This is a genomic window from Streptomyces sp. NPDC002232 (genome assembly GCF_042890295.1).
Classification (GTDB): domain Bacteria; phylum Actinomycetota; class Actinomycetes; order Streptomycetales; family Streptomycetaceae; genus Streptomyces.
On sequence record NZ_JBIARV010000010.1, the window covers coordinates 1 to 24,827 of the forward strand.

Consider the following 24,827-nt stretch of genomic DNA (forward strand, 5'->3'; position numbering starts at 1 on the left):
CGAACACTTCTACGCGGAACACGTGGAGGCCGACGCCGTGCACGAGCAGGTCGTACGGCGCGAGGTCATCGGCGGACTCCTCGCCGACGAACCGGGCCTGGAGGCCGACGTCGCCTTCGGCTGCGCCGCGACCGTCCTGCTGGAGGACCGCCTCGCCGACCACATCCGCTCCGCCTGGACCAGGGGGCTCACCGCCTTGCGCCGGCCCTTGGCGACGTCGCCCGGCGCCGGCTCCGACGCATCGCGCGCCGTCGCTTCGGGACTCGTCGACTAGCGGCGCAGCGGGATCTAGATCGCTGTGGTCGCTCCTTCAGGCCCCCGGTCGGGCGGTCCGGTCGGGAGCGGTTCAGTCCGGGTGCGGGGCTCGCCTTCGTCGATCCGGGCCCTTCAGCAGGGGCACGGAGTGCGGTTCGAGGGCAGGAGGGAGGCCGGCTGGGAGCCGATGCGGACACCCGCAGGAAGAATCTCGGCGAGCACCGCGCCCGTCGGCCGTCCTTCCTGATCGAACAGGCCCCTCTGAGGAACGTCTAAGAGGCCACGAGGCGACCAGCGCAGAAGGGGGGATAGGCCGTAGCCCCCCACTACGCGACCTGGCAGAGATTCTCCGGAGGGGGCCATGAGAAGGACGGGAGCGGGCAGGGGCGCAGGTGAGGGAGAAAGGCTCCTGGATACAGCCGGGCGTTCTGCCTGGCCTGCGTAGAGGAAGGATGCTGCCGTGTCGAAGGTCGAAGAGTCCATCGAGGTCGACGTCCCCGTGCGGACCGCCTACAACCAGTGGACGCAGTTCGAGTCGTTCCCGCACTTCATGGACGGGGTCGAGCGGATCGAGCAGCGCACGGCCACTCTGACGCACTGGGTGACGAAGTTCGGCGGTGTGGACCGCGAGTTCGATGCCGAGATCACCGAGCAGATTCCCGATGAGCGGGTGGCTTGGACCAGCGTGGGCGGGGAGGTCAAGCAGGCCGGCGTGGTCACCTTCCACCACCTCGCGGACGGCAAGTCGAAGGTGATGTTGCAGCTCGACTACGACCCGGAAGGGTTCGCGGAGACAGTTGGTGACAAGCTCGGCTTCGTGAAGCGGCAGATCACCGGCGACCTGAAGCGTTTCAAGGCGTACATCGAGGAGCGGGGCCACGAGACCGGCTCCTGGCGCGGCGAAGTCTGACCCACTCGCTCTCGACCGCTCTGGGAGGCGGCGGCTGCAATCTCCCAGCGACGGGGCCGGAAGCTCCCCTCTCCGGGCCGTCGTCGCGGGCGCCTTGCCCACCGTTCCACGCCCATGAGCTAAGGGAGCCGCTCGGTGGGGACCTCGTCGTAGGCCACGCCGTCGACCGATCGAAGGTGGTCCTGCGGGCGGAGCCACATCCAGTACTCCGCCGGCTCGATGTGGCCGTCCTCGGGGGTGCGGTACACCGTGATGGAGACCAGGTAGAGCCACCCCTCGGGCAGCTGGCGACGCGTGTACAGGTGTCCCGTGACCTCCTGCTCGTCCGGCAGGAGCACGCGGATCGGTACCGGCTCGAACGCGGGGGAGCCAGAGGGCTCGGTGGGCGTCGTCACGTGTCCACCGTAGGCAGCCGGCCCCGCGGATCTGCCCGCGCCCTGCCCGGCCGCGTACGAGCGCTGCTCCGCGCAGACGCAGACGGGGCCCTCGCCGACTCCGGCAAGGGCCCCGAGGGAGCAGGGGAGAGGTTGAGGGGATCAGTCCAGTTGCATGCACGCCGAGGGGGTCAGGTAGCGCTCCGCGACCCACCCGACCGTCCCGGAGCGGATCCCGGACCGCGAGCGCTCGGAGAGCGTCACCCGGTACCAGCCGCCCTGCTCCCGGTCGACGTCGACCAGGTCCCCGCGCGTCAGGTGCCCGAGCGACGCACGCGACGTCGACGGGCCCGACCGAAGGTTCACGTTCGTGCCGGCCACGTCGTACCCGCACACGTTCAGCAGCGCGGCGGCCGCCCGGACCACAGAGGCAGGCACGGCGGCGATCGCGGACGTCGCCGCGCCCGCCACGAGCACGGCCACCGACACCACAGCCGTCGCCGCACCAAAGATCATGAGTCGTCCCATGGGCGGCCCAACCCGCGCCCCGGCCGCGCGTCACGGCCAGTCTGCTGCGACCACCTCGACGGGTGACCGAGCGCTGGTCCCGACGGGGGCGCGCGGCATCTCGCGTGCGCCCAATGCGCTGATGGAATATGCCAACTCTGCTGGGGGTGGCCGTCGTGCTGGCCCATCGTGGAGGCCGGGTGCGAGTAGTTGGAGGACAGGAAATCCCTGCGAGAACGATCATGGTCCGGTCGGTGTGAGGGTGCGCAAGGCAACCAGGAAGGCCGCGACGCGCTCCAGGACGCCATCTACGAGGCCGCCGAGGACCAGTGAGCGCATCATGAGCGGCATGGATCTCTCTGGCATAGCGGCAGTAGTTGCGCTCGCAGGCATCCCAGTGACTCTGCTCATAGGCCGATGGCAGAAGCAGACAGCCCTCAGACAGGCGGAGTTGACACATCGAGCTGCTTTGGAAGCCGCCGAGGCTAACCACCGCACCGCATTGGCTACCGCCGAGGCCAACCACCGAACCGCATTGGCTACCGCTGAGGCCAGCCACCGCACCGCGTTGGAAGTGGCGCGGCATCAGTCGGAGGTGGAGGAGAAGCGATGGACAACCGAAGCGCGGAGCGTCACGTACAAGCTGTTCAATATCGCCTTGGCCGAGTTCCGTGCGGCCTTCACTGGAGATGACGAGCAGCTCGCCAGCAAGACCTTTCAGGAACTCCACAACGCGGAGCACCTTGTCAGGCAGGTTGGACCGCGCATGGTCTTCGGGTCCGCAAGAAGGATCGTGGAGCAGTGCGGAGCTCTGCGGCTACGCTTTCCTGCGACTTCCGGCGCTGAACGTGAGGCCCTTTGGAAGGAGCAAGTGTCCTATCTGCGGGACAGGCTTGACCTGACCATCGCTGACACATTCCGCGCAGAGGGATGGTCTGTGGGCCCCCAGTAAGCTCGGCACCCTCACCTCGACCGGACCATGATCGTTCTCACCGGGACTTCCTGCACTCCAACTACTCACACCCGGAGGCGGCGGGCCCTCGGGGCGAGCGACCCCGGTGCCGCGACCGCTTCACCCGGTGGTCGTTGAGCAGGCATGCTCTTCCTTCTCGACGGCGCCGCCTTTCTGACCGTCCGGTGCACCGTGTGCCAGGGCACGGGCCCGGCCGCCGCCCTGGACGGCGGAGCGGGCCCGCTCCAGAAGGCTGCCCGCCAGCACCTCGCCGCCACCCACCCGGACCACTCCGGCGAGCCCGACGACGCGTTCGTCGTGGAGCCGTGCCGGGCGGTCATCGGCTGGGACGGGACCGAGCCACCGCACGAGACGTACAACCGCGGCTCACCGCCCACGTGGTGAACCGCTGCTCCGGGTCCGCTTCAGGTTTCGACGTGGAACAGGTCGGTGGTGCCGGTGAGCTCGAACAGGCGCCGCAGGTGGCCGGGCAGGGGCCCGGCCAGGACCACACGGGCGGGCCCCTGCTGAGCGTGCAGGAGGACGTCGACCAGGGTCACGTCGCCGAAGGCGATCGAGGTCAGGTCGATCCGGACGCACGTCGCGCCGTCTTCGATGGCCTCCGCGAGGGCCTGGCGCAGGCAGGTGACGCTGTCGGTGTCGAACTCTCCGGTGGCCTGGAGGAGCGCGGTCCCGTCGGTCCCCGTCACCTGCCGGTAGATGCCGGCGCCGCCCGGGGCGCTGTAGATATGACCGCTGGGCACCTGTGTGAACAGCACCTCGTCGCAGTCGGCATGCTCGTCGCCCTTCACGCGGCTGCCCCTCCCTCGGCTTCCGGACCCACAGGATCGTGCCCCATCGCCACCGGGGCGATGCCGGGGTTCCAGGGGTGGGTGGTGAGGGTCAGGGGGATGCCGAGGGCCTCGCACAGCCGGTGGATCCGGGCGAGGATGCTGAGCGAGGCGTCGGTGGCCGGACGGGCGACGTGCAGACGCACGCTCCGGGGACGGTAGGCGAACACGAGCCGCTGGATGTGCAGCGCCACAGCGGCCCGGGCAGCGACATCGAGATCGGCCGGGACGTTCACGGCCAGGACCTGGCCCTCGTCGGCATACTCCACAGGCACGGCACACCGCCTTTCCGCCAGACCGGCAGACCACCACACCCGTGGGGCAGGGCGGAGGCCGGGGGACCGGGTCAACCTCAACTTGCGACCGCGGCGCAAGAACGTCAAGGACCCGGGCGCGCAGGCGGCCCGGCGTCCGGCCGGCGGGCCGGAGAGGCAGGCCCGCCGGCCGCTTCCACGCTACGCGCCCGCCCGGGACCCGCAAGATCAGGACAGCCGGGCGAGTGTCGGGCCGAAGCGACGCCCCTGAGCGGCTACCGTGGCCCACGGCTCCGGGTGCTGATCGGTCTCTCGCCCCGCCGCCCGTCCGGTCCCCTGCCAACCCCCCCTCGCAGGGGACCGGACCCGTTCCGCGCCTGGCAGGAGTGACCGGACGGGCTCCCGCGCGGAGGCGACTCGGACGTCACGCACAGGACGCCGACACGGCGCCGCATTCCGCCCGCCGCGTCACGATGCTGACGCTCAAACGCCACCAGGCCGTGGCCACGCGATACGACAAACTAGCCGTCCGCTACGAAGCCACCGTGCTGGTCGCAGTCCTCAACGAGTGGTTGTGACCGTGGGTCTTGCCGTCGACCTCAGTCTGTCGGTGTCGGTGTCGGTGTCGGCGCGGCGCAGGCATCGGCGATAGCCCGCGTGTCCCAGTAGAACGCACGGACCTCGGTGATCTGCCCGTCCTTGACCCTGATCGCTTGCAGGATGGGGAAGCTGAGTTCACGGCCGGTCGCGCGAGCGCGAGCACGGACCTGTGTGAGCACGACCGCAGTCTCACCGGTGGCCAGGAACTCCTGTTCCACCATCTCAAACGACTCCCACACCTCTCCCATCATGAGGAAGAACTGCGTCATGCCGTTGTGCCCACGCCAAGAGCCTCCGTAGGGCAGGGCATCTGCTTGATGCAACTGGACATCCGGCGCGAAGAAGGGGGCGAGAAGGTCGAATGAAGCTTCGCCTGGACCTCCCGCCGCCAGGTACTCCGCCTCAGCCGCGTACATGCCGGTGAGAACAGTTACTGACTCCGTAGTGGATGACATCATCATGCCGCCAGCATCGAGGACCACAGCAGGACCTTGCTGGCGGTAATCAGACATCGTTGTGCTGCACGGTCGGCACTTTCACAACACCCCCTAGGCAGTTTCGTTTGGATCTTCTGCTCGTTGGTCTGGGTGTGTCGTTGACTGACGCGCAGTGGGCGCGGATTGAGCCGTTGCTGCCGGACCGGACGCCGAAGCGCGGTGGCCGGTGGCGTGATCACCGTGAGGTGATCGACGCAATCGCGTTCAAGTTCCGGACCGGTTCGCAATGGGTGCACTTGCCGGAGAGGTACGGCAACTGGCGGGGCGTCTACAACCGGCTGCGGATGTGGGCTTTCGACGGCACGTGGGAGCGGGTGTTCACCGCTCTCATGGCCCAGGCGGAAACTGACGAGGACCTCGACTGGGCCGTGTCGGTGGACTCCACGATCGTTCGTGCGCACCAGCACGCGGCCGGGGCCCGCAAAAAGGGGCCCCGGCCGGCGAGCCCGCCGACCACGCCATCGGACGCTCCCGCGGCGGGCTGACCACGAAGATCCACCTCGCCGCGGACGGCCGGTGCCGGCCGCTGGCCTTCGTGCTGACCGCGGGCCAGGCAGGCGAGCTCCCGCCTTCACCGCGGTGATGGCTCGCCTGCGCGTCCCCCGACCACGCGGACGGCCTCGCACCAGGCCCGACGTGGTCCTGGCCGACAAGGCGTACTCCTCGCGTGCGATCCGCGACCACCTGCGCGCACGCGGTATCCGCACAGTGATTCCGATTCCGGCGGACCAGCGCGCGAACCGGCTGCGGCGCGGCAGCCTCGGCGGCAGGCCGCCCGCCTTCGACCGCGAGGCCTACAAGAAGCGCAGCACCGTCGAGCGGTGCATCAACCGCCTCAAGCAGTGGCGCGGCATCGCCACCCGCTACGAGAAGACCGCCACCATCTACCTCGCCGGACTCCACATCGCAGGCATCTTCCTCTGGTCCGCCCGCTGATCCGAACGAGATTGCCTAGCGGTACATCGCGTAGAGACTGCCGTTGTGGGAGGTGACGCCGGGTTCGCCTTCCATCGCGCCGACGTCGGCGTCCGGCATGCCGACCCACGGGCCGTGACGGTCGGGGGTGTTCAGCGCGTGGAGGCGCCCCGCGTTGCCGCGGGCGACAAGCCAGACCTTCCCTTTGTGGGTGGCCAGGGTGGGGCCTTCCGGCGTGTTCCAGCCCGACGGCGGGTGCACGAATTCGCCGGCGACTCCGAGCATCTCGGCGACCGTGTTGACTCCGTCATGCTCGCGAAAGGCAAACCAGTTCCTGTCGCCGTGGGCGGTCATAGACGCCCTGTGGTCGGTCTCGTGGGCGGCGGGCCACGGGTAGAGCTGGTTCCAGGTTTGCCCGTCGGAGGAGTAGGCGATCTGCCCCCCTCTGCGGCTGCCCTGCCAGTTGTACGTGTAGTACGTGGCGTAGATGTAGTCATCCTTCGCGGACATCGACGCGGCCCGGTCGGACTTGGCCGTCCCGGCGAGGTGGGTGGTGGTGCTCCACGCCGTCCCGCTTCCGGCCCAGCTGCTCAGAAGCACGTCGCCGTTCAGCGCGATGACCGTCGCGTACAGCCTGCCCTTGAAGGCGACCAGGCCCGGTACGAAGTCGCTGGACCAGGAGTTCACGCGCTGGGGCGGGGCCCACGCGCCGTTGGTCATGCTGCTCCACATCACCGCGCGGTCGCCCGGGCGGACGTACATGCAGTGGAGTTTGCCGCCGAAGGAGACCAGGGACGCGGGTGAGGCGCTTCTCCAGCCCAGGGACACCGGGGCGCTCCAAGCGGTCGCGCCGTCGTCGACGGTGAGGTACTTCAGGGCTCCGGTGGGGAACACCGGTCGCTCGCCGGCGTACTTCACCCGCAGGGTGTGGCGTCCGTCGCCGTTGAAGTCCCAGTCGAAGTCCCGTTTGTTGTACATGGTCACCAGCGCGTTGCGGTCGAAGAAGAACGTGCGCTGGCAGGACAGGTCGTCGTCGTTGCGGAACGCCTCATTCAGATCCACGATGATCCGGAACGCGTAGTCCATGACGTCCATGACCACGCCCGCGTAGCCGCCGCCGGGAGTGGCCGTGATGATGCCGAGGGTGATGTCCACCCAGACGGGCTTGTTCATCCACGCGTCGATGAACCCCATCAGCGCCCGGTAGAACGCGGACGGGCTCTCGTCGGCCTCCCACACCATGACCGTCCCGGCCACGAACTTGGCGGCCTCCGCATCGAACACCACCTTGTCGACGCCGGCGAAGGCCCGTGTCTGGCCCTCCTTGACCGCCCCGAACTCCAAAGACTTGTACGCCGGGGCGACGTGCTTGTCCGAACGCAAGCCGGCCGTCCAGTAGATCTCGTCCCGGCCACCCCACTGGTCGCCGACCGCGCGCCGGCAGGTGAAGCTCTCGAACTGGAACTTGGCGTTGTAGGCGGGATACTCCGGGCCGGTGTCCGCCTCCACCTGCGGCGGGCCCACCACCACAGTGGTGCCGAAACCGACGTCGCCCACCGCCGCCTCGAACCCGGGGCTGTCCATCGGCGCCCCCGCGCTCACCGCGCCCAGGTCCACGACCGCGCAGTTCGCCCGCCCGGCGTTCTGCGCGCGGATCCTGGGCAGGTGCGCCTTCAGGTCTTCGACGGTAAATCCCTGGGAGACCGGCTTGTCGGTGACGACCTTGGGCAGGACCGCCACCTCTCCGAGGTCGGAAACTGCGGCCCGGTACTCCGAGCCGGCGGCGGCGAGTTCCGCGTCGGTGAGGATCGTGCCGAGCGCGTCCAGCAGGTCCCGCTCCAGACTGTTCAGGCCCAGACCCTGGTTGCGGCGTTCCGCGGCGTGCAGGGCCACCCCGAAAAGCACGTTGCTCTCCCGGGCCTGCCGCAGCCCCCGCATCCATTTGCCGTCCGCGCGTGACCCGGTCCCGCGCAGCAGGTCGCGTACCCCGCCTGCGATGTCCCGTGCCTCTGCCTGATCGTCGTTCGTCGCCATCGATGCGGGCCTTTTCCTCGGTGGTCCCGGGAGCGGGAACCCACGGGAAAGCGAACCGGTGATCGCCTGGGACTCCACACCGGCTCCGCACCCTGGTTCACGTGAACTGTTCCATCGGATACACGGCGTCAACCCGGAAAGATGAGAGACGCACCCATACGGGGGACGCAAGCCCCAGCTGTCCCTGGCGCGCATCTTGAATGGTTTCGGCGATCTTGAGGGCGATCACGCGGTTCCGGCTCCGAGCCCGACACTGCCTGCCGCAATGCCAGCTTCCGATCCTGAGGACCATCCGAGCCGGTCAACACGCCGTCAGGGCCACGCGCAGCGGAGATCTGCTGCGCAGCACGGTAGATACCCAATTCAAGATCACCAACGGCATCGAAACTCGCCCGCTGATCCAAACGAAACTGCCTAGTCGGGGGCGCACGGCACCTGACGCGCTCCCAATGTGCTGATGGAATATGCCAACTCTCCTGCGGAGGCCCGCTCCGCTGTCCCATCGTGGAGTCGGCGGGCCCCAGGGGGCGCCGCCTCCACCTGCGATGAGGGGATGCTCGATGGGCTGGCAGCGCGAGGGGTTCGAGACGCACGAGGGCACGGTCGGAGTACTCCTGGCGGACGGCACCGAGCCGCGCCCGGTCATTTTCGACTTGGGCAGCACCGCGTACTTCCACGAGTCGAGCGACTGGTGGGTGTACGACGGGACCATGCGCCGGCCGACCGCGACGGCACTGCGGGGCAGGTGTGCGTGCGGGTGGCGCGGCGAGCGGACCGTCTCCCTCGACTGGGAGGAGGTCGAGCGCGTCGGCCGCGACGCGTACGACGTCTCCACGGCGGAGGAGGACTGGGAGGCACACATGGACGACGTCGCCGCGCGCGCTCTCCCGCTGCCGGACGACGTCGCCGTCCTGCTGCGGACCCTGCGCGAGCGCCTGGACGAGATGGTCGACGAAGAGCCGGTCATGGTGCTGAAGACGGCCGAGAACCTGGGGGCGATCGTCGCCGACTTCGGGCCGCTCGCGGCCCGGTACATCAAGGGCGACGCCGTCCCGCTGCCCCGCCTCGCCGAGGCACTCGGCACGACGGAGAAAGCCGCCGGATCCCGCCTGACGCACTACGCGTACCTGAGCGGCTGCGTGCCTGGCGAACCACCCTGACGGCTGGTCGTTGAGCAGGCATGCTCTTCCTTCTCGACGGCGCCGCCTTTCTGACCGTCCGGTGCACCGTGTGCCTGGGCATGGGCCCGGGCGCCGCCCTGGACGGCGGAGCGGGCCCGCTCCAGGACGCGGCCCGCCGGCACCTCGCCACCGTCCACCCGGATCATTCTGGCGAGCCCGACGACGCGTTCGTCGTGGAGCCGTGCCGGGCGGTCATCGGCTGGGACGGGACCGAGCCTCCGCACGAGACGTACAACCGCGTCTCACCGTCCACCTGGTGAGCCCCGGTGGCTTTGTTCACGAAGAACGGGTTCTGGCTCAACTTCTGTGGTGTATCCACGCTCCGTAACTGTTGATCTTCAGTACGGCTCTCCTTGAGCGGCAGAACCGCAGAACGAAGCTCGACGACTTCAAGCCGTACTTGCACGAGCGGTGGGTTAGGGGCTGCACGAACGCCTGGACCTCTGGAAGGAGATCCAGAGCCACGGATACGCAGGTGGATATGGCGCCATCCGCGCTTACCTTCGTCCCTTCCGTGACGCCGTGCCGGATGGCCGGCCGGCGTGGCCCAGGACTGTTGCCGGGTGGATCCTCATCCACCCGGACGCCCTTGCGGAGAAGGAGCGACTGAAGCTGAAGTCCGTCCTGGCCGGTGCCCCGAGTTGGACGCCCTCGCCGGGCACGTCCGCTCCTTCGGGCAGATGCTTACCAGCTCCAGGGAGAACGGCTCCCCGAGTGGATCGCGGCGGTCCGGGTCGACGACCTGCCCAGCCTTCACACCTTCGTCAACGGCCTCGAACGCGACCTCGCGGCCGTCACCGCCGGCCTGACCCTGCCCTGGAGCTCAGGCGTCGTGGAAGGCCACGTCAACCGCATCAAAATGATCAAGCGGCAGATGTACGGACGCGCCGGCTTCAAGCTCCTGCGCAAGCGAGTACTGCTCGCTTCGTGACCTTGGACGATTGAATCCCCGCATACTGACGGCCATGACGTCAACGATTCCGCCCGAGCCGAAGCGCGCGTCCTTGACGGTGGCAGGGCGTCACCTGTCCTTCCTCGACTTCGGCGGTCCGGGCCGTCCTCTACTCGCCCTGCACGGGCACTTCGGAGATGGCCGCACCTTCGCGCACCTGGCCCGGGAGCTGAGGGACTCCTGGCGGACCATCGCGCTCGACCAGCGTGGACACGGCCTCTCCGACAGGTCGTCCGATTTCTCCCGCACCGGCTACATCGAGGACGCCGCGGCGGTGCTGGAACATCTGGGGATCCACGGGGCGGCCGTACTCGGCCACTCCCTGGGCGGCGTCAACGCCTACCAGCTCGCGTCTCGGTTCCCCGCACTTGTGGACGCACTCATCGTCGAGGACATCGGCGCCGAGGTCGATGACGGCTTGTCCTTCAGCCTGTCCTGGCCGCACCGGGCACCGACCCGGGCCGAACTGTTGGAAGGACTCGGCACCTCGGCGCGATACCTCATAGGCGCCGTCCGTGAGTATCCCGATGGATGGGGCCTTGCCTTCGACCCGAAGGATATGAATGCCTCGCAGCAGCAGCTCAACGGGGACCACTGGAGCGACTGGATCTCCAGCGACTGCCCAGCCTTGCTTGTCCGCGGCAGCCGGAGCACGGTGCTCAGCGAGGAGCACGCGAAGGACATGGCGGCGCGGCGCCCCCATACCCAGCTCATGGAACTTCCCGCCGGACATACCGTCCATGAGACCGTCCCGGACGAGTTCGCCGCAGCTGTCAACGAGTTCCTCGGTTCGCTGTGAACATACCGAATGAGACCCCCAGCCGGTAACCCAACGTAACGGACCACAAAACCTGAGCCAGAACCAGAACGGACAGCAGATGGTCACCACTTCGCGAGGCATCGGAGGTGGCAGCTGTTCGATCGCCTCCGGCCATGCGCAAGCCGGGAGGATGTAACTGTCCGGATTCGATCTTGTGCGGAAAGTGACGATCTGCTGTGGTTGTGCTGCCGGAAACGGAGCGACGCCACAAGGCCCGGGCCCGGCCCGAATCCGTAAGAAGGGGCACCGCCCCCCGCACTGCCACGAAGGAAACGTCATGAGCACCACCGAGGAGCAGGCCGCCGAGGCTTTCGAGTCCGCCTCCCCGATCGTCCTGGCGCCCGGCCCGCGCACGACCGACCGCGTCCCGCCCCCGCCCAGCGACGTCTGGGACCTCCCGGGCGGCACCGCCTGGGTCTACTACGGCGAGGGCAACAGCGCGCTCACCCGCCCGGTCCTGATGGCGGACGGCTTCAGCACCGGACCCAGCGACCTCGCCTTCACCTGGGAGCAGCTGGAGCACGGCCCGTTTCCGCTCCTGAGCGAGCTCCGCCGCCGGGGCCGCGACGTGGTTCTCGTCGGCTACCACGAGCGCAGCGCGTCGATCCTGACCAACGCCGAGACCGTGATCGCGGCCGTCACCGAGGCGATCGACCGCCGTGTCGGCGACCATCCGCTGACGGTCGGCGGCTTCAGTATGGGCGGTCTGGTCACCCGGTACGCCCTCGCCAAGATGGAGACGCAGGGCATCGAGCACGAGGCGCAGCTCTACTTCTCCTGGGACAGCCCGCACACCGGCGCCTGGATCCCGATCGCCCTCCAGGCGTTCGCGCACTACACCAAGAAGCTCGATGCCCGCTTCTCGGAGCAGATCAACAGCCCGGCCGCCCAGGAACTGCTCTGGCAGCACATCGAGGACTGGAAGGACCAGCCCGCCACCAGCCAGCGGCGCCTGGCGTTCCTGCGCGCCCTGGAGGAAGTCGGCAACTGGCCCCGGTCCAGGCAGACCCGGCTGATCGCTCTCGCCAACGGTCCCGCCACCGGCGAGAGCAACGGCGTGGCTCCCGGCGCCGAAGCCCTCACAGGCAAGGGACTGGCCATCACCGGCACCGAGCTGTACACCCAGTCCCAGGGCGACGACCAGCTGGTGGCCAAGCTGCGAGTGGTCACCCTCCCCACCCGCGAGATCCGCACCAGCGCACTGCCCGACATCGACGGCGCCCCCGGCGGGACCCTCCACGGGTTCGGCATCCTCGCCGACACGCTGAACGAGCTCCCGCCCGCGCTGGGCTTCGGCGTCGTCAACCCGATCCGCGAGCACTGCTTTGTTCCGGCCGTCAGCGCCATCGCCCTGCGGGAGCCGGCCACACACGACGACCTCTACAACCCGATCAGCGACGACGACCTGGAGCAGACGCCCTTCCATGCCGTCAGGCTCGCCTCGCAGAGCGAGCTGCACACCCTGATCACCGAGGAACTCTCCACCTGGCTCCTGGACCAGCTGCCGTAACAGCAGGCGAGCTTCGACCAGCCGCCCACCGATGCCAAGGCACCGGTAGGCGTTCGACCGCAGACAGCCAGCTGCCTCCCGAAGTGGTGAACATCTGCTGTCCGTCCTCGGGCCCTGGCTCAACTTCTGTGGTCCGGCTCCTGCTGAGCTGGGGCGAATCGAGATCTCGCACATGTGCGGCAGTTGAATCCGGGTTCCGCACGTTCGGTCGATTGCAGCGTGACCTGCCTTGGCGAGAACACGTTCACCGGGCATGCGAAAGATCATCACTTGCGGTCTGCTGGCCGCCGTCACCGTCCTCGCCGCCCCACCCGCCTTCGCCGACAACGACGGCAACTTCGGCAGCGGGGTCAATGCGGCGAACAACTGGAACTTCACCGCCGCCGACGTGTGCATCCAGGAACTCGCCGTGGTGCCGGCCCTGAGCGACTGGACCGGCAACCACAAGAACAACTGCTCCAACGGCAACGTCATCGATCACTCCGGCGACGCGCAGTCGGCCGGTCACTGACAAGCTCCCATCGGTAGCCCCCGCCCGGGATCTTGGCCCTGGCGCAGTCATCGGGATCTCGCGGCTGGGGGCCTTGGAACAGCCACAGCCAGGGGCAGCGCCTTGAGCCGCTACCGTGGCGAGCGGCCCCGGGTGCCGCGATCACTCCACCGGGTGATCGCTGATCGGGCATGCTCTCCTTCTCGACGGCGCCGCCTTTCTGACCGTCCGGTGCACCGTGCGCCAGGGCACGGGCCCGGCCGCCGCCCCGAACAGCGGAGCCGGCCTCCAGGACGCTGCCCGCCGGCACCTCGCCACCACCCACCCGGACCACTCCGGCGAGCCCGACGAAGCGTTCGTCGTCGAGCCGTGCCGGGCGGTCATCGGCTGGGACGGGACCGATCCACCGCACGAGATGTACAACCGCGTCTCGCCCACCTGGTGAGGAGAGGACTACAGGTCCGATTCCGCGGCCGTCGCGCACCGGCGGCCCGCCCGCGGGACGATCATGGTCAGGGCGTGAGGGCACTGACCCGGTTCGGCTGCCTGTCGGCAAAGGACCGGTTGCCGACAGGCGGCCCGATTGGGGGAGGGCTTCGTTGTCCGGCTGGTGCCGGAGAGCTCGGCCTGCGAGCCGGGCAGGGTTCAGGCTGCGGGGTGGGCGCTGGGTCTGATGTGCTCCTCACCGTCGTTGGCGGCGAGCTGCACAGCGAGTTCGGTGAGGCCGCGTGCGAGGGCTCGGCGTTCGGCGGCCGGCATGTGGTGGATGGCGTTGTGGAGCATGGTCTCGCGTTGCTCGCGGATGCGCTGGAGGTGTCGTTTGCCGGCGGGGGTGAGCCGGAGGGTGACTTCGCGTCCGCTGTCGGGGCAGGGGAGGCGCTGGAGGAAGCCGATGGCCTGGAGGCGGTCGCACATGCGGCTGACGTTGGGGGGTGAGGAGGCCAGCAGGTGGCAGACGGTTCGCATCCGTATGCCGTCCTGCCGGTCGATGACGTACATCAGCCGCAGCTGTGAGGGGGAGGCGGGCGCGGTGGCCTGCGCGGTGGCGTCCTTCGAGTGTTCCCACAGGACGTCGAGGAGTTCGGTGATGTGGCTGGCGCTCTGGGTGGCCTGGAAGCAGATGGTGGTGGGTGCGGCTTCGGGTGCGGGCATGACTTCCCCATAGGTGGGTGCTATGCCGGGGTGGCCGGCCGGGCGTGGCTCAGGTGGTGCCGTCCGGTCCGGTGGGGCGGGCCGCTTGTGCTGTCCCCTCGCCCGTCTGGGGCTCGGTGTGGTGGTGCTGCGGGTTCGCGGCACTGGTGGGGGGCGCGGCCGCGAAATAGTCGAGCGTACCGGTGATGTCGAGGATCCGGGTCAGTCTCGCGGGCCGGTCGTCCAGGTGCAGACGCGTTCCTGCCGCGGCGGCGCGGCGGCCGATCATCAGCAGGATGGACAGGCCCATGGAATCAACGGTGCCGATCTGCGCGCAGTGCAGGTGCAGGTCTTTCAGGCCCGGCCGGGCCGAGAGCTGGGCGGTGGCCTCCTCCAGGAGGAGGTCAGCGGTGTCGTAGTCGAGATCTCCGGTGATCTCTATGCGGACCGTGTCCGCGGTGTCGACGGTGGACAGGTGGAGGGTGGAGGGCAGCGTGGTCATACGGGCGTTCCAGCGGTGGGATGGTCGGTGGTGAGGACGTCGATGCCGCGCTGAAGGGTGCGGGCCGCCCGGGGGAAGTCCTTGAGCTCGCGGGCGAAAAGGTCCAGGGCCGGCGGCAGGGACTGTGCGGGCACCCCCCGGGCCTGGAGGATCTGAGCGGTCCAGCTGATGAACCAGGTGAAGAGCTCCTCGTCGCCGAGGTAGAGGGCGGTGGCGAGGAACTCCACGATGTGCGCGAGGTCTTCGGCCGTGCGTTCACGCTGAATGTCGTCGTAGGCGCGCATAGCGGGGAACGCGTCCTCAAGGACGGAGAAGACCGTCCGCACCAGGGAGTCTCTGCTGCGGGCGACCATGGTGTATTCCTGGTCGGCCAGGTGCGGCAGGTCGTCGATCTGCTGGTGGTCGACCTGCGGGCGCGGCAGCGGCCCCTGGGCGAGCCGGTCGGCCGCGGTACGGGCATCGGGCGCCCACGCCTGGGCGCCCAGCAGCCTTGCGTAGCGGCCGTCGGGTCCGAAAGCGGCGCCGCCGACCAGGACGGGCACGCCGACGGCCTGGCAGGCGGTGATCGCCGCGTGCGCGGTGGGCAGCCGGGTGGCGATCGAGCTGGACAGGGCGACCGCGTCGGCCTTCGTGATGTGCAGGTGAGAGATGAGGTGCGGGGCGGGGACCTGCGCGCCGAGGTAGTCGACCTGCCAGCCACGCAGCTTGAGCACCTCTGCCACCAGCCGGGCGGGCAGCGCGTGCCATTCACCGTCCACGCACGCCACCGTGATCCGGCCCCGGTAGGGGCTGGTGCGGGCGGCGGGGTGCAGGGCGAGCGCGGCGACAGCGCGTTCGTTGATCGAGGTCGCGGCGTGTTCCTGGGCGACGCTGATGCGGTTGGCGGCCCACTCCTCCCCGACTTTCCCCTGTACCGCCGCGATCACGTCCAGGAGGACGGATTCCGGGTCGATGCCGTCGTCCAGGGCGCGCAGGACGAGGTCGGTGGTGGTGTACTCGTCGCCGGCCGAAACGGCCTCCCACAACCGGTCGGCCAGCTCCCGCAGGCGGGTGCTGTCGGGGAGGCGGGGCGTGGCGTGCGTGCTCATGCGGTGTACCTGCCCCGGGTGTGGCCGTCCACCGCACTCAGGTGATGGGTGCGGGGCGCGGAGATAGCGACGACGGCCATGTCGTCGTGACGGCGGTTGCCCAGCCACTGGGCGGCGAGCATCTGGACGTGCTCCACGATCCCCTCGGACGGCATCCCGGCGCATCCTGCGAGAGCCCGCATGAGGCGCTCCTCGCCGAAGTACGTGTCGCCCAGCGGGCCGCCCTTGGCCTCGGTGATGCCGTCGGTGTACAGGATGCAGGACTCCCCGGGGGCGAGCGTGATCGTCGTGGTGCGGGCGCGGACGTCCGGCAGCGCCCCGACCAGGGTGCCGCGGGTGTCGGCCTCCTCGACGGTGCCGTCCGCGCGGACGATCAGCGGGCTGGGATGGCCGGCACTGGTCAGCCGCACGTGCACCTCGTTGCCCTGGCGGGCGGCGGAGGCCAGGACGAGCGTCGCGAACCGGGTGTGGTGGGAGCTGAGCAGCGCGGTGTTGAGCAGCGTGAGCATCCGCTGGTGGTCGTCGGCCAGCGGCAGCAGCGCGTGCAGGGTGTTGCGGATCTTGCCGGTCAGGACAGCGGCCTCCAGGCCCTTGCCGCACACATCGCCCAGTGTCACCAGCGACGGCTCACCCTCCCTCGTGGCGGGGTGCACGTCGTAGAAGTCCCCGCCGATTCGCTCATGGTCGGCCGAGGGACGGTAGCTGCCGGCGAAGTCCACCCCGGAGATCTGGTGCAGCGCCGGGGGCAGCAGCTCCCGCATCAGCACCTCGGTGATGGCCGTCTGCTCCGCGTACAGGCGGGCCGCTGACATCGCCGCCCCCGACCGCGCCGCGAACAGCCGGGCGAAGATCTCTTCCTCCTCGGTGAAGGCGGCACTGCCCTCCTTGCGCAGCAGGACCAGCGCACCGGCCGGGACACCGTGGCCCGGCAGCGGAGTGATCACTATCGCGCCGATGGGACCGAAGCCCTCGGGGATCATCCAGGCCGGGGCCGTGGCCGGGTCGATCCACCTCGACGGCACCGGCGGGAACCCCCGCAGGGCTTCACCGAGGCCCGGGACGGCGTCCGGGTCGACCGCTTCCTGCGAAGAAGTGGGAGTGCCACCGCGCAGGCAGGTCACCACGGGCAGGCGGTGGCCGCGGGCCGGCGCGATGGCCAGGGCCGCATCGGCGAGACTCTCAGCAGCCATCTGCGCGGTCACATCCATGCAGCGCCCCAGATTGAGAGAGGAGAGCAGGTTGTTGGACGCCGTCGTGAGGAACGTGGTCCGCTCCCGCTCCATGTGCAGGGCCTCACGGGCCAGCTGGTGGTCGGTGTCGTCCACCAGCCACCACGCCACCGTGCCGTCGTCCCGCACGCTGGGGTGCGCCTCGAAACAGCGCGCTTCGATCACACCAGACAGCGGCGCGTCCGGCTCCCGCGCGGCCCGCGGACCGGGCAGGCGCATCGCCTGGTGGGCCGTGGCAAGCCACGACGGGACTACATCCGCCAGACGGCATCCTGGCTGGGCCTCGGGCAGAAGCGCCCGCGCGGCGTCGTTGCACTGCAGGATGAGACCCGCCGCGTCAGCAACCAGGGCCGGGTAGGGGGCGCGGGCCCACGGGAAGTCCGGCTCCGTGGCCGCGACGGGCTGCGCTCGGGTGGAGACCAAATATCGAGGACTCGCTAGGCGAATCCCTCACCTCACCAACTCGAAAGGAATCATTTCCTTCAGGCAACGATCCCTCACCGGTCATCCTCCGGGCAACCCGGCCCCTTCCCCACCCCGCCATCTGCACACATGTGAAGACAGCGTGCGGGCCGCGCGGCGGCCGGCACCGTTGTGTCGACCACCTCCGCCTCGGTCGCGGAGGACCTCGCTACGCTCGCTCGGGAGATCTTGACCAGAGCCGCGAGGACACCGCATGACCGCCACCGCAGACGAGACCACCGCAGATCGCTTCGGCCTCACCGACGGTTCCCGACGCGCCTCCGGACTGGCAGGCCTCGCACGGAAGAAGGGTGCGGCTGCCGCAGGCGGCACCGCCGACGGATCCGCGCCCCTGACGCTGGATTCCCTTCCGGATCCATCGCTCGCCGCCACGCCCGATCAGCCGCTCACGGACGCAGAGCTGAAGGACTACGCCCTCTGCGAGAGCGTGATCCGCTCTCACCATGCGTCGTTCTGGATGACCGGCAAGGCCCTGGACGCCGTCGCGCACCGGCACCTGTACCGGGCGCAGTACCCCACCTTCGAAGCGCTCCTGGAGGACTGGGACGTCACCCTGGCCGACTCCAGCCGGATGCGGCGCGGATGGCGTCTCGCCGCCCTCCTCCTCCCCGACGTCCCCAAGCTCACCCGCTCCCACGTGGAGGCACTGCTCCCCATCGTCGAGCGGTACGACGTCGAAGCAGCCGCCACCCTGCACGGTGTCCTCCGCGAGGCTCTGCCCAAGGTGACCGCGAAGGCGATCACCGAAATAGTCCGTGAGCTTCCCGGCCCGCAGGCGCCGGACGCGGACCTCTCCGGACAGATCCGGGACCAGGCCGAGAAGGTACTCACCGACCCTGGCCAAGACGATGTGAAGACCCCCCTCGACGGGACGACCGACGCGGTCCTCCGCGAGGCCGTCACCCGCCGAACACGTCAGCTCGCTGACGACCTCAAGCGTGGACGTATCCCTCAGCAGGAAGTGGCCCGCGCTCTCACAGAGGCGTTCGCGGACCCGGCCGACACCCGCGTCTACGATGCGCTCGTCCGTTGGATGAAGGGCCGCGCCCGAGCCACGGGCCAGCAGTAGAGCCTTCGATCGGCACCCTTCCAAATTTGGAAGGAAGTGTTCGAGTGCATCGAACGTGGCGCGTATTCGGGAGTCGACACGGCATCTCGTACTGCCCGGCGGCCGGTGTCTCTCACTGAGAGACACCGGCCGCCGGGCAGTACGGAGTCGGGGGAGAATCGCGCGGTGAGCACCGCACGACACCGCCGGACCCTCGGTCCCGGCCCCGATGTCCCCGAGCCGCCGGCCCGCGATCCGCGGGCCCTGAGCGCCGCTGAGCGCGCCGCAAACGGCGAATGGACCGCGCTACCCCCACCCCCACGCTCCTGGACGCTCCACGGCCCGCACGGCGCCGTCTCGGCGGCGGTCCCACCGACCCCGGCACCGCCCCACTCCCCTAGGGGGTGTCCGTAAAGTCGATGGCTCGTTGTTCCATTCGTGGTGCGTCGACATGAATTGACGGATGAGTCGTGGGCGTTGATCGCTCCGTTGCTGGCGCCGGGCCGGATGGGCAGGCCCGTGCGGGACCGGCGCCAGGTGGTGAACGGGATTCTGTGGAAGCTGTCCACCGGGGCCGCGTGGCGTGACCTGCCCGAACGGTACGGGCCGTGGAAGACGGTCTACGAACGCTTCCGGCACTGGTCGGCCGACGGCACCTGGGGCCGGCTGCTGGCCCATGTTCAGCAGCATTCCGATGCTGTCGGGACGGTCGACTGGTCGATCGTCTGCGTGGACTCGACCACGGTCCGAGCGCATCAGCATGCGGCAGTGGCCCGAAAAGGGGGCTCTGGGAGGGCGAAGCGCTCGGCCGGTCACGCGGCGGGCTGACCAGCAAGATCCACCTGGCCTGCGACGGACAGGGCCGGCCGCTGGCGTTCACGCTGACCGGCGGGAATGCGAATGACTGCACCCAGTTCGAGGCGGTCATGGACCGGATCCAGATCGCCCGGCCGGGACCGGGCAGGCCCCGAACACGGCCCGACCGTGTCGTCGCGGACAAGGGCTACTCGGCCCGCAAGATCCGCGCCTACCTGCGGCGACGCGGCATCGCCTGCACGATCCCCGAGCGGATCGACCAGATCAACGGCCGCATCCGCCGCGGCGAGGCCCGCTGCCGCCTCGACCGGGCCGCCTACCGCAGGCGCAACGTGGTCGAACGCTGCTTCAGCCGGCTTAAGCAGAACCGGGCTCTGGCTACCCGCTACGACAAACGCGCCGCCCACTACCAAGCCATGGTCACCATCGCCTGCCTCCGCCTCTGGCTCCAGGACTTTCCGGACACCCCCTAGGCCGTTTCGTTTGGATCACCGAGTGCGACTACATCAAGATGCCGCGCCACCGGTTGCGGCCAGGTCGCAAGATTGGGCATGTGTGTGGCTCACCGAGGTGAGCCAGATGGCCGAGGCCGTCGGCAAGGGGGGACGACGACCGATGAGTTTCTCCATGATCCACAGTCATAGATCATGATTGCTGCACCGCAGCCACGAGTGTGGTCGAAGCGTGCACCGGCCGAACCCGCTGAGAACCAGTCACGAGACACCGAGGAACCTGAGATGCGTACCCTGATCAGCACCGCCTTCATATCGCTCGACGGCGTCGTGGACTCTCCCGGCGGCGAGCCCGGTTACCGGAACACGGGGTGGACCTTCAAGGACGTCGAGTTCCTCCCCGAGGCCTTTGAGATCAAGGGCCGGGAGCAGAAGGAAGCCGCCGCGATTCTGATGGGCCGGACCAGCTACCAGGCGTTCAGCACGGTGTGGCCCGACATGGAGGACTTCGCCGACTACAAGGTGATGCCGAAGTACGTCGTGTCCACCACCCTCGGCGAGGGCGACCTGGTGTCGAACTGGGGTGAGACGACGATCCTGCGTTCCCTCGACGAGGTCGCCGCGCTGAAGGAGACCGAGGGCGGCCCGATCATCGTCCACGGCAGTGCCTCCCTGAACCAGGCCCTTTCGGACATCGGCCTGATCGACCGTTACCACCTGGTGGTCTTCCCGCTGCTGCTCGGCGCGGGCAAGCGGCTCTTCAGCGCCACCGACAAGGACGCACAGAAGCTGAAGCTCGTCGAGCACGAGGCCTACGCCAACGGCCTGCAGAAGAACGTCTTCGACGTCGTCCGCTGACAAGGCTCCCGCGCTCGCCCCGCCGTCGCGGCACTCGCCTTGGCCGGCGCGCGGTGGCTCACCGCGCGGACCACAGGAAGATTGCCGCGACATGGAGCCCGGCCAGGTAGATGGTCGCGGTCTTTTCGTAGCGGGTGGCAACGCCGCGCCACTGCTTCAAGCGGTTGATGCACCGCTCGACCGTGTTGCGCTGTTTGTATGCCTCACGGTCGACGGTGGGTGGCCCGCCGCCCCGGCTGCCTCGACGCAGTCGGTGGCCCCGCTGATCCGCAGGGACAGGGATCACCGCGCGGATACCGCGCTTACGCAGGTGCTCGCGGATGGCGCGCGATGAGTACGCCTTGTCGGCCAAGACCATGTCTGGCCGGGTTCGGGGCCGTCCGCGTCGACGTGGGACCCGTAAGCGTGCCATTACGTCCGCGAAGGCGGGTGCGTCACCGGCCTGTCCGGCGGTGAGGACGAAGGCCAAGGGGCGGCAGTTGCCGTCGGCTGCGAGATGAACTTTCGTGGTCAGCCCACCACGGGACCGGCCGATGGCATGGTCGTCCGGCTCACCGACCGGGGCCCCTTTTTACGGGCCCCGGCGGCGTGCTGGTGAGCGCGCACGACTGTGGAGTCCACCGAGACGACCCAGATCAGGTCTTCGTCAGCGTCGGCATCGGCCATCAGCGCGGCGAACACGCGCTCCCAGGTGCCGTCCACGGCCCACATCCGCAGCCGGTTGTAGACGCCCCTCCAGTTGCCGTACTTCTAAGGCAAATACACCCATTGCGACCCTGTTTGAAACTTCCAGGCGATCGCATCGATCACTTCCCGATGATCCCGCCACCGCCCACCCCGCTTCGGCGTCCGGTCAGGTAGTAGGAGCTCGATCCGAGCCCACTGCGCGTCACTCAACGGCACATCTGGGCCAACGATCACGTGATCCAAACGAAACGGCCTAGAGCGCCACCGGTCCGTGGCCACAAGGTACGAAAGACTCGCCGTCCGCTACGAAGCGGTCGTCCTCGTAGCAGCCATCCATGAGTGGCTGTGACCAAGCGCATTCAAGCCTCGATGGCCAGGCCCCAGGACAGCTAACGCACCTACGCGACCGGCTGCGCACACGCATCGGCAATCATCGCGGTGTCCCAGTAGAAGGGCCGGACCTCGGTAATCCGCCCGTCCATGATCGTGATGGTTTGAAGGATGGGGAAGGTGAGCTCGCGGCCAGTAGCCCGAGCCCGCGCACGGACCCACGTAAGCACCACCGAGGTCTCACCAGTGGCAAGGAATCGCTGGTCCCTCATGTCAAACGATTCCCAGGCCGCACTCATGGCGAGGAAGAAGTCCGTCATGCCCGCGTGGCCGCGCCACGTCCCGCCATAGGGGAGGGCTTCGGCCTGATGCAGGATGACATCAGGCGCGAAGAAGGGAACGAGTGGGTCGAAGGACGCCACCCCCGGGCCTCCAGCTGCCAAGTACTCTGCTTCGGCCTCATACATGCCGCGGAGAACAGCCGTTGCGTCAGTCGTTTGTGCTGTTGCCATACACCGAGGCTGGTCGACGCAGGCAACGCTGTCTGGCAGAAATCCGACATCACGCTCAGCACCAGGCACTTTCGAAACACGCCCTTAGCGCGCTTCCGATGTGCCGAAGAGGATGGTGTGTGCAGCGGCGGGCCTCCAGGGGCGGCCGACGCTGATCGTCGTGTGGTCGTCCTGGGTGGTGTGGTAGACGGGGATGGACACCTGGCAATGCCAGCCGCCGGGCAGATGCCGACACGCGTACACGCGCCCCACCACCTCCTGCCCGTCCGGCAGGAGTACGCGGATCGGCACCGGCTCGAATGCGGGCCCGTCGGCCGGGGAGTGCCCGGCCCGCACTACGTCGACATCATCGAGACCGTTCTCACCGAGGAGGAAGCCGCACTGACCGACACCTCCGCACGGCGCCGCGCGGCACAGCAGGCCACCGCCGAGCAGCCGGAGCAGCCGGAGGAGCTGGAGGAGCTCGGGCAGCCGCTCGTTCTCTCCAAGATCTTCGACACCCCGGACGGCGACGTCGAAGCGGACGACATCGAAGCGGACGACATCGAGGAGGGCGACATCGAGGAGGGCGACACCGAGGAGGAGCCGGAGCGCCTGGCCCTCGGGGGAGAATCGCGCGGTGAACACTGCACGACACCGCCGGACCCTCGGTCCCGGCCCCGATGTCCCCGAGCCGCCGGCCCGCGATCCGCGGGCCCTGAGCGCCGCTGAGCGCGCCGCAAACGGCGAATGGACCGGCGACCCCCGCCCCCGCGCTCCTGGACGCTCCACGGCCCGCACGGCGCCGTCTCGGAGGCGGTCCCACCGACCCCGGCACCGCCCCGCTCCCCTAGGGCGTTTCGTTTGGATCACCTCGCCGACCAGATGAAGACGGCGGCGCTCGCGCGGATCCCGCTCGATGTTTCAGACTCAGGTGTTCCGACTCAGAGGTAACCGACTGAAGGTCGTCACACCCTTACGCCATCTTTGTCGCACATCGGTAGCTCTCCGTGACCTTGATCATGAGAAGGAGTTAGGACTGTCGTGGGAACCGGGAACCGCCCGGCAGCTCTAGTTCGGAGAGAAACCTGATGAAGATCAAGCTTGCCAAGGTCGCGCTGGCCGCCTCCGCCGTCGCGCTGACCGTGACCGGCCTTGCCGCTCCCGCCTACGCGGACGTCGCTGCCGGTGGGGGAGATGAGGGCGTCGTCGCTGCTGCTGACGAGCCGTTTGTTGCCGGTCACTGGGCCGGGTTCGCCGAGACGTCGCACATCTTCACCGCAGGCGGCGGAGACGGCTGGGCCACCGACACCGCCGTGGGCGGCGGCGAGGGCGGGATCGTGGCCATCGACTGACCTGCCTCGCCGGACTCATCTCGCCGCCATCTTCATCTGGTCGGCGAGATGATCCGAAGGAAACGCTCTAGCGCAGCGACCATGATCGTTCTCGCCTAATTGGGCGAGAACGATCATGACCCGTATGCGGCCGGAGCCGGACGGGAGCGGCTGAGTCTCACGGCGGGTCGTCGTCGGCTCTGCCGTCAAAGCCCTCGGTGAATCCCCGCAGGACGGGGTCCAGTTCGGCGGAGACACTGCACAGGGAGCAGAGCCGGACCCCGGGCCGCTCGGCCGCGCTGAGCGCCTGGTCGAGCGACAGCCGGGGCGCGTTCGAGGGAGCCTCCGTGCAGTCGACGGCGTGCACGACGGCCTGTCCCTGTCCGCGTCGTCCGCCGAGTTGCTGGAGGACCCATCCGGAGGGCCGGCGGGGGCCGAGGATCCGTTCCACGACGGTGGGCCGGGGGAGCCGCTCGGTGGGGATGTCGTCGTATGTCACGCCGTCGACCGGCCGTAGGTGGTCCTGGGGACGCAGCCACATCCGGTATTCCACCGGCTCGATGTGGCCGTCCTCGGGCGTGCGGTACAGCGTGATGGAGACCAGGTAGAGCCACCCCTCGGGCAGCTGCCGGCGCGCGTACAGGCGTCCCGTGACCTCCTGCTCGTCCGGCAGGATCACGTGGATCGGGACCGGCTCGAACTCGGGGGAGCCGGGGTGCTCGGGGGGTGTCGTCACGTGTCTACCGTAGGCAGCCGGCCGCGCGGGCCCTCGGTCCGCCGGGCGATGTGCCGGGTCGGGCCGGGGGATGCTGACCGAGGGGGAATGACCGTGCGGCGGTCCTCGGCGGGTCGAAGAGGGAGGGCGGAGGCTCGCACCGTCCTCCGCCCTCTGGCCGTTCCGTTCGCGCCTATGACTCCGCGTCAGGCGGGGTGCGACCGGTCCGGCAGGCCGGTCGGTTCCTCCCGCTCACCGGACAGCACCGGGAGGAGCCGACGACGACCTTCACGGCTTTCTTCGGACGAGCTTCAGGGATGGATGGGCCCGTGCGGTGCGCTCACTCCAACGAGTGGCCGGGAGGCATCGCTGGGAGTGAGAGTGTCGGGCCGGAGCGATGCCCTTGAGCGGTTACCGTGGCGCACGGCTGCGGGTGCTGATCGGTCTCTCGCCCCGCCGCCCGTCCGGTTCTCTGCCGACCCCCCCCTCGCAGGGGACCGGACCTGTTCCGGGCCTGGCAGGGGCGACGGGGTGGGCTCCCGTGCGGCGGCGACTCGGACG

Annotated in this window: 27 protein-coding genes and 3 pseudogenes; 17 read left to right on the forward strand and 13 right to left on the reverse strand. The window is 69.0% G+C overall.

The genetic code is table 11. The features are described from left to right. Together ACFYXU_RS36580 and ACFYXU_RS36585 are read left to right on the forward strand one after the other, a co-directional pair. Window positions 1-274 (forward strand): iron-containing redox enzyme family protein (locus tag ACFYXU_RS36580; RefSeq protein ID WP_389462081.1); only part of this gene is annotated, 274 nt, incomplete at its 5' end. Between the two features lie 441 nt (window positions 275-715). Further along, complete coding sequence (locus tag ACFYXU_RS36585) at window positions 716-1,165, forward strand: SRPBCC family protein (protein WP_389462083.1); 450 nt, start codon at window positions 716-718, stop codon at window positions 1,163-1,165. 119 nt (window positions 1,166-1,284) lie between these two features. Here the strand turns inward: ACFYXU_RS36585 and ACFYXU_RS36590 are convergent, their stop codons facing one another. Together ACFYXU_RS36590 and ACFYXU_RS36595 are read right to left on the reverse strand one after the other, a co-directional pair. Further along, entirely contained in the window at window positions 1,285-1,560 is a 276-nt protein-coding gene (locus tag ACFYXU_RS36590) for a hypothetical protein (RefSeq protein ID WP_389462085.1), read from the reverse strand. 141 nt (window positions 1,561-1,701) lie between these two features. After that, a complete protein-coding gene (locus ACFYXU_RS36595; protein WP_389462087.1) occupies window positions 1,702-2,055 on the reverse strand; it encodes an SH3 domain-containing protein in 354 nt (117 codons plus the stop codon). A gap of 331 nt (window positions 2,056-2,386) precedes the next feature. Between ACFYXU_RS36595 and ACFYXU_RS36600 the strand changes: the two genes are divergently transcribed. Both ACFYXU_RS36600 and ACFYXU_RS36605 read left to right on the forward strand, forming a co-directional pair. Further along, window positions 2,387-2,998, forward strand: coding sequence for a hypothetical protein (locus ACFYXU_RS36600; RefSeq protein WP_389462089.1), 612 nt, complete (start codon window positions 2,387-2,389; stop codon window positions 2,996-2,998). A gap of 144 nt (window positions 2,999-3,142) precedes the next feature. Next, window positions 3,143-3,403 carry a hypothetical protein gene (locus ACFYXU_RS36605; RefSeq protein WP_389462091.1) on the forward strand — a complete coding sequence of 87 codons (261 nt, stop codon included), beginning with the start codon at window positions 3,143-3,145 and terminating at the stop codon, window positions 3,401-3,403. A gap of 20 nt (window positions 3,404-3,423) precedes the next feature. On the opposite strand, the gene ACFYXU_RS36610 is transcribed toward ACFYXU_RS36605, so the two are convergent. The 3 genes from ACFYXU_RS36610 to ACFYXU_RS36620 form a co-directional block, all read right to left on the reverse strand. Next, entirely contained in the window at window positions 3,424-3,810 is a 387-nt protein-coding gene (locus tag ACFYXU_RS36610) for an STAS domain-containing protein (protein WP_389462093.1), read from the reverse strand. Next, the gene (locus ACFYXU_RS36615; protein ID WP_389462095.1) at window positions 3,807-4,124 is read right to left on the reverse strand and encodes a hypothetical protein; all 318 of its coding nucleotides are present in this window, start codon (window positions 4,122-4,124) and stop codon (window positions 3,807-3,809) included. The genes ACFYXU_RS36610 and ACFYXU_RS36615 overlap by 4 nt, the downstream gene beginning before the upstream one ends. A 578-nt stretch (window positions 4,125-4,702) precedes the next feature. Beyond that, window positions 4,703-5,164: a nuclear transport factor 2 family protein gene (locus ACFYXU_RS36620; RefSeq protein ID WP_389462144.1), complete on the reverse strand. Its 462-nt coding sequence runs from the start codon at window positions 5,162-5,164 to the stop codon at window positions 4,703-4,705. Between the two features lie 122 nt (window positions 5,165-5,286). Here ACFYXU_RS36620 and ACFYXU_RS36625 point away from each other — a divergent pair. Then, a pseudogene (locus ACFYXU_RS36625) lies at window positions 5,287-6,136 on the forward strand (IS5 family transposase). 15 nt (window positions 6,137-6,151) lie between these two features. Here ACFYXU_RS36625 and ACFYXU_RS36630 read toward each other — a convergent pair. Continuing rightward, window positions 6,152-8,149: a hypothetical protein gene (locus tag ACFYXU_RS36630; protein ID WP_389462097.1), complete on the reverse strand. Its 1,998-nt coding sequence runs from the start codon at window positions 8,147-8,149 to the stop codon at window positions 6,152-6,154. Between the two features lie 560 nt (window positions 8,150-8,709). Here ACFYXU_RS36630 and ACFYXU_RS36635 point away from each other — a divergent pair. The 7 genes from ACFYXU_RS36635 to ACFYXU_RS36665 all read left to right on the forward strand — a co-directional run bounded on the left by ACFYXU_RS36635 (window position 8,710) and on the right by ACFYXU_RS36665 (window position 13,547). Next, window positions 8,710-9,309: a hypothetical protein gene (locus ACFYXU_RS36635; RefSeq protein WP_389462099.1), complete on the forward strand. Its 600-nt coding sequence runs from the start codon at window positions 8,710-8,712 to the stop codon at window positions 9,307-9,309. Between the two features lie 20 nt (window positions 9,310-9,329). Beyond that, window positions 9,330-9,590, forward strand: a complete 261-nt coding sequence (locus ACFYXU_RS36640) for a hypothetical protein (RefSeq protein ID WP_389462101.1) — start codon at window positions 9,330-9,332, stop codon at window positions 9,588-9,590. Between the two features lie 371 nt (window positions 9,591-9,961). Beyond that, on the forward strand, window positions 9,962-10,261 hold the full coding sequence (locus ACFYXU_RS36645; protein WP_389462103.1) for a transposase: 300 nt from the start codon (window positions 9,962-9,964) through the stop codon (window positions 10,259-10,261). Between the two features lie 34 nt (window positions 10,262-10,295). Beyond that, window positions 10,296-11,081 (forward strand): alpha/beta fold hydrolase, encoded by a 786-nt coding sequence (locus ACFYXU_RS36650; protein ID WP_389462105.1) that lies wholly within the window; start codon window positions 10,296-10,298, stop codon window positions 11,079-11,081. Between the two features lie 298 nt (window positions 11,082-11,379). Further along, on the forward strand, window positions 11,380-12,612 hold the full coding sequence (locus ACFYXU_RS36655) for an esterase/lipase family protein (RefSeq protein WP_389462107.1): 1,233 nt from the start codon (window positions 11,380-11,382) through the stop codon (window positions 12,610-12,612). Window positions 12,613-12,865: 253 nt separating this feature from the next. After that, complete coding sequence (locus ACFYXU_RS36660; protein WP_389462109.1) at window positions 12,866-13,123, forward strand: hypothetical protein; 258 nt, start codon at window positions 12,866-12,868, stop codon at window positions 13,121-13,123. 217 nt (window positions 13,124-13,340) lie between these two features. After that, window positions 13,341-13,547, forward strand: coding sequence for a hypothetical protein (locus tag ACFYXU_RS36665; RefSeq protein WP_389462111.1), 207 nt, complete (start codon window positions 13,341-13,343; stop codon window positions 13,545-13,547). Window positions 13,548-13,747: 200 nt separating this feature from the next. Here ACFYXU_RS36665 and ACFYXU_RS36670 read toward each other — a convergent pair whose 3' ends face one another. Genes ACFYXU_RS36670 through ACFYXU_RS36685 form a run of 4 tightly spaced genes read right to left on the reverse strand, consistent with a single transcriptional unit; the run spans window position 13,748 to window position 17,373 of the window. Next, a complete protein-coding gene (locus ACFYXU_RS36670) occupies window positions 13,748-14,254 on the reverse strand; it encodes a MarR family winged helix-turn-helix transcriptional regulator (protein WP_389462113.1) in 507 nt (168 codons plus the stop codon). 49 nt (window positions 14,255-14,303) lie between these two features. Then, window positions 14,304-14,735, reverse strand: coding sequence for an STAS domain-containing protein (locus ACFYXU_RS36675; protein WP_389462115.1), 432 nt, complete (start codon window positions 14,733-14,735; stop codon window positions 14,304-14,306). Further along, window positions 14,732-15,823 carry a B12-binding domain-containing protein gene (locus ACFYXU_RS36680; protein WP_389462117.1) on the reverse strand — a complete coding sequence of 364 codons (1,092 nt, stop codon included), beginning with the start codon at window positions 15,821-15,823 and terminating at the stop codon, window positions 14,732-14,734. Before ACFYXU_RS36680 ends, ACFYXU_RS36675 begins: the two co-directional genes overlap by 4 nt. Continuing rightward, window positions 15,820-17,373 (reverse strand): PP2C family protein-serine/threonine phosphatase, encoded by a 1,554-nt coding sequence (locus tag ACFYXU_RS36685; RefSeq protein WP_389462146.1) that lies wholly within the window; start codon window positions 17,371-17,373, stop codon window positions 15,820-15,822. Before ACFYXU_RS36685 ends, ACFYXU_RS36680 begins: the two co-directional genes overlap by 4 nt. A gap of 355 nt (window positions 17,374-17,728) precedes the next feature. Here ACFYXU_RS36685 and ACFYXU_RS36690 point away from each other — a divergent pair, with 355 nt between their 5' ends. The 3 genes and pseudogenes from ACFYXU_RS36690 (at window position 17,729) to ACFYXU_RS36700 (ending at window position 20,709) form a co-directional block, all read left to right on the forward strand. Next, entirely contained in the window at window positions 17,729-18,604 is an 876-nt protein-coding gene (locus tag ACFYXU_RS36690) for a hypothetical protein (protein WP_389462119.1), read from the forward strand. Between the two features lie 486 nt (window positions 18,605-19,090). Continuing rightward, window positions 19,091-19,872 (forward strand): annotated as a pseudogene (locus ACFYXU_RS36695) (IS5 family transposase). 264 nt (window positions 19,873-20,136) lie between these two features. After that, the gene (locus ACFYXU_RS36700; protein WP_389462121.1) at window positions 20,137-20,709 is read left to right on the forward strand and encodes a dihydrofolate reductase family protein; all 573 of its coding nucleotides are present in this window, start codon (window positions 20,137-20,139) and stop codon (window positions 20,707-20,709) included. Window positions 20,710-20,767: 58 nt separating this feature from the next. On the opposite strand, the pseudogene ACFYXU_RS36705 reads toward ACFYXU_RS36700, so the two are convergent. Next, window positions 20,768-21,612: pseudogene (locus tag ACFYXU_RS36705) on the reverse strand (IS5 family transposase). A 182-nt stretch (window positions 21,613-21,794) separates the two neighbouring features. Further along, on the reverse strand, window positions 21,795-22,148 hold the full coding sequence (locus ACFYXU_RS36710; protein ID WP_389462123.1) for a nuclear transport factor 2 family protein: 354 nt from the start codon (window positions 22,146-22,148) through the stop codon (window positions 21,795-21,797). A 315-nt stretch (window positions 22,149-22,463) separates the two neighbouring features. Between ACFYXU_RS36710 and ACFYXU_RS36715 the strand changes: the two genes are divergently transcribed. Beyond that, window positions 22,464-22,949 (forward strand): hypothetical protein, encoded by a 486-nt coding sequence (locus ACFYXU_RS36715; RefSeq protein WP_389462126.1) that lies wholly within the window; start codon window positions 22,464-22,466, stop codon window positions 22,947-22,949. 359 nt (window positions 22,950-23,308) lie between these two features. After that, window positions 23,309-23,572, forward strand: a complete 264-nt coding sequence (locus ACFYXU_RS36720) for a hypothetical protein (protein WP_389462128.1) — start codon at window positions 23,309-23,311, stop codon at window positions 23,570-23,572. Window positions 23,573-23,729: 157 nt separating this feature from the next. Here ACFYXU_RS36720 and ACFYXU_RS36725 read toward each other — a convergent pair whose 3' ends face one another. Continuing rightward, window positions 23,730-24,287 carry a DUF6233 domain-containing protein gene (locus ACFYXU_RS36725; RefSeq protein WP_389462130.1) on the reverse strand — a complete coding sequence of 186 codons (558 nt, stop codon included), beginning with the start codon at window positions 24,285-24,287 and terminating at the stop codon, window positions 23,730-23,732. Window positions 24,288-24,827 lie beyond the last annotated feature (540 nt).

Coding starts and splice junctions, on each gene's coding strand:
- ACFYXU_RS36595 (WP_389462087.1), bottom strand. CDS start 2,055: ATGATCTTTGGTGCGGCGACGGCTGTGGTGTCGGTGGCCGTGCTCGTG.
- ACFYXU_RS36620 (WP_389462144.1), bottom strand. CDS start 5,164: ATGATGATGTCATCCACTACGGAGTCAGTAACTGTTCTCACCGGCATG.
- ACFYXU_RS36680 (WP_389462117.1), bottom strand. CDS start 15,823: ATGAGCACGCACGCCACGCCCCGCCTCCCCGACAGCACCCGCCTGCGG.
- ACFYXU_RS36690 (WP_389462119.1), top strand. CDS start 17,729: ATGACCGCCACCGCAGACGAGACCACCGCAGATCGCTTCGGCCTCACC.
- ACFYXU_RS36600 (WP_389462089.1), top strand. CDS start 2,387: ATGAGCGGCATGGATCTCTCTGGCATAGCGGCAGTAGTTGCGCTCGCA.
- ACFYXU_RS36675 (WP_389462115.1), bottom strand. CDS start 14,735: ATGACCACGCTGCCCTCCACCCTCCACCTGTCCACCGTCGACACCGCG.
- ACFYXU_RS36670 (WP_389462113.1), bottom strand. CDS start 14,254: ATGCCCGCACCCGAAGCCGCACCCACCACCATCTGCTTCCAGGCCACC.
- ACFYXU_RS36635 (WP_389462099.1), top strand. CDS start 8,710: ATGGGCTGGCAGCGCGAGGGGTTCGAGACGCACGAGGGCACGGTCGGA.
- ACFYXU_RS36660 (WP_389462109.1), top strand. CDS start 12,866: ATGCGAAAGATCATCACTTGCGGTCTGCTGGCCGCCGTCACCGTCCTC.
- ACFYXU_RS36700 (WP_389462121.1), top strand. CDS start 20,137: ATGCGTACCCTGATCAGCACCGCCTTCATATCGCTCGACGGCGTCGTG.
- ACFYXU_RS36720 (WP_389462128.1), top strand. CDS start 23,309: ATGAAGATCAAGCTTGCCAAGGTCGCGCTGGCCGCCTCCGCCGTCGCG.
- ACFYXU_RS36655 (WP_389462107.1), top strand. CDS start 11,380: ATGAGCACCACCGAGGAGCAGGCCGCCGAGGCTTTCGAGTCCGCCTCC.
- ACFYXU_RS36650 (WP_389462105.1), top strand. CDS start 10,296: ATGACGTCAACGATTCCGCCCGAGCCGAAGCGCGCGTCCTTGACGGTG.
- ACFYXU_RS36605 (WP_389462091.1), top strand. CDS start 3,143: ATGCTCTTCCTTCTCGACGGCGCCGCCTTTCTGACCGTCCGGTGCACC.
- ACFYXU_RS36715 (WP_389462126.1), top strand. CDS start 22,464: ATGCCGACACGCGTACACGCGCCCCACCACCTCCTGCCCGTCCGGCAG.
- ACFYXU_RS36630 (WP_389462097.1), bottom strand. CDS start 8,149: ATGGCGACGAACGACGATCAGGCAGAGGCACGGGACATCGCAGGCGGG.
- ACFYXU_RS36640 (WP_389462101.1), top strand. CDS start 9,330: ATGCTCTTCCTTCTCGACGGCGCCGCCTTTCTGACCGTCCGGTGCACC.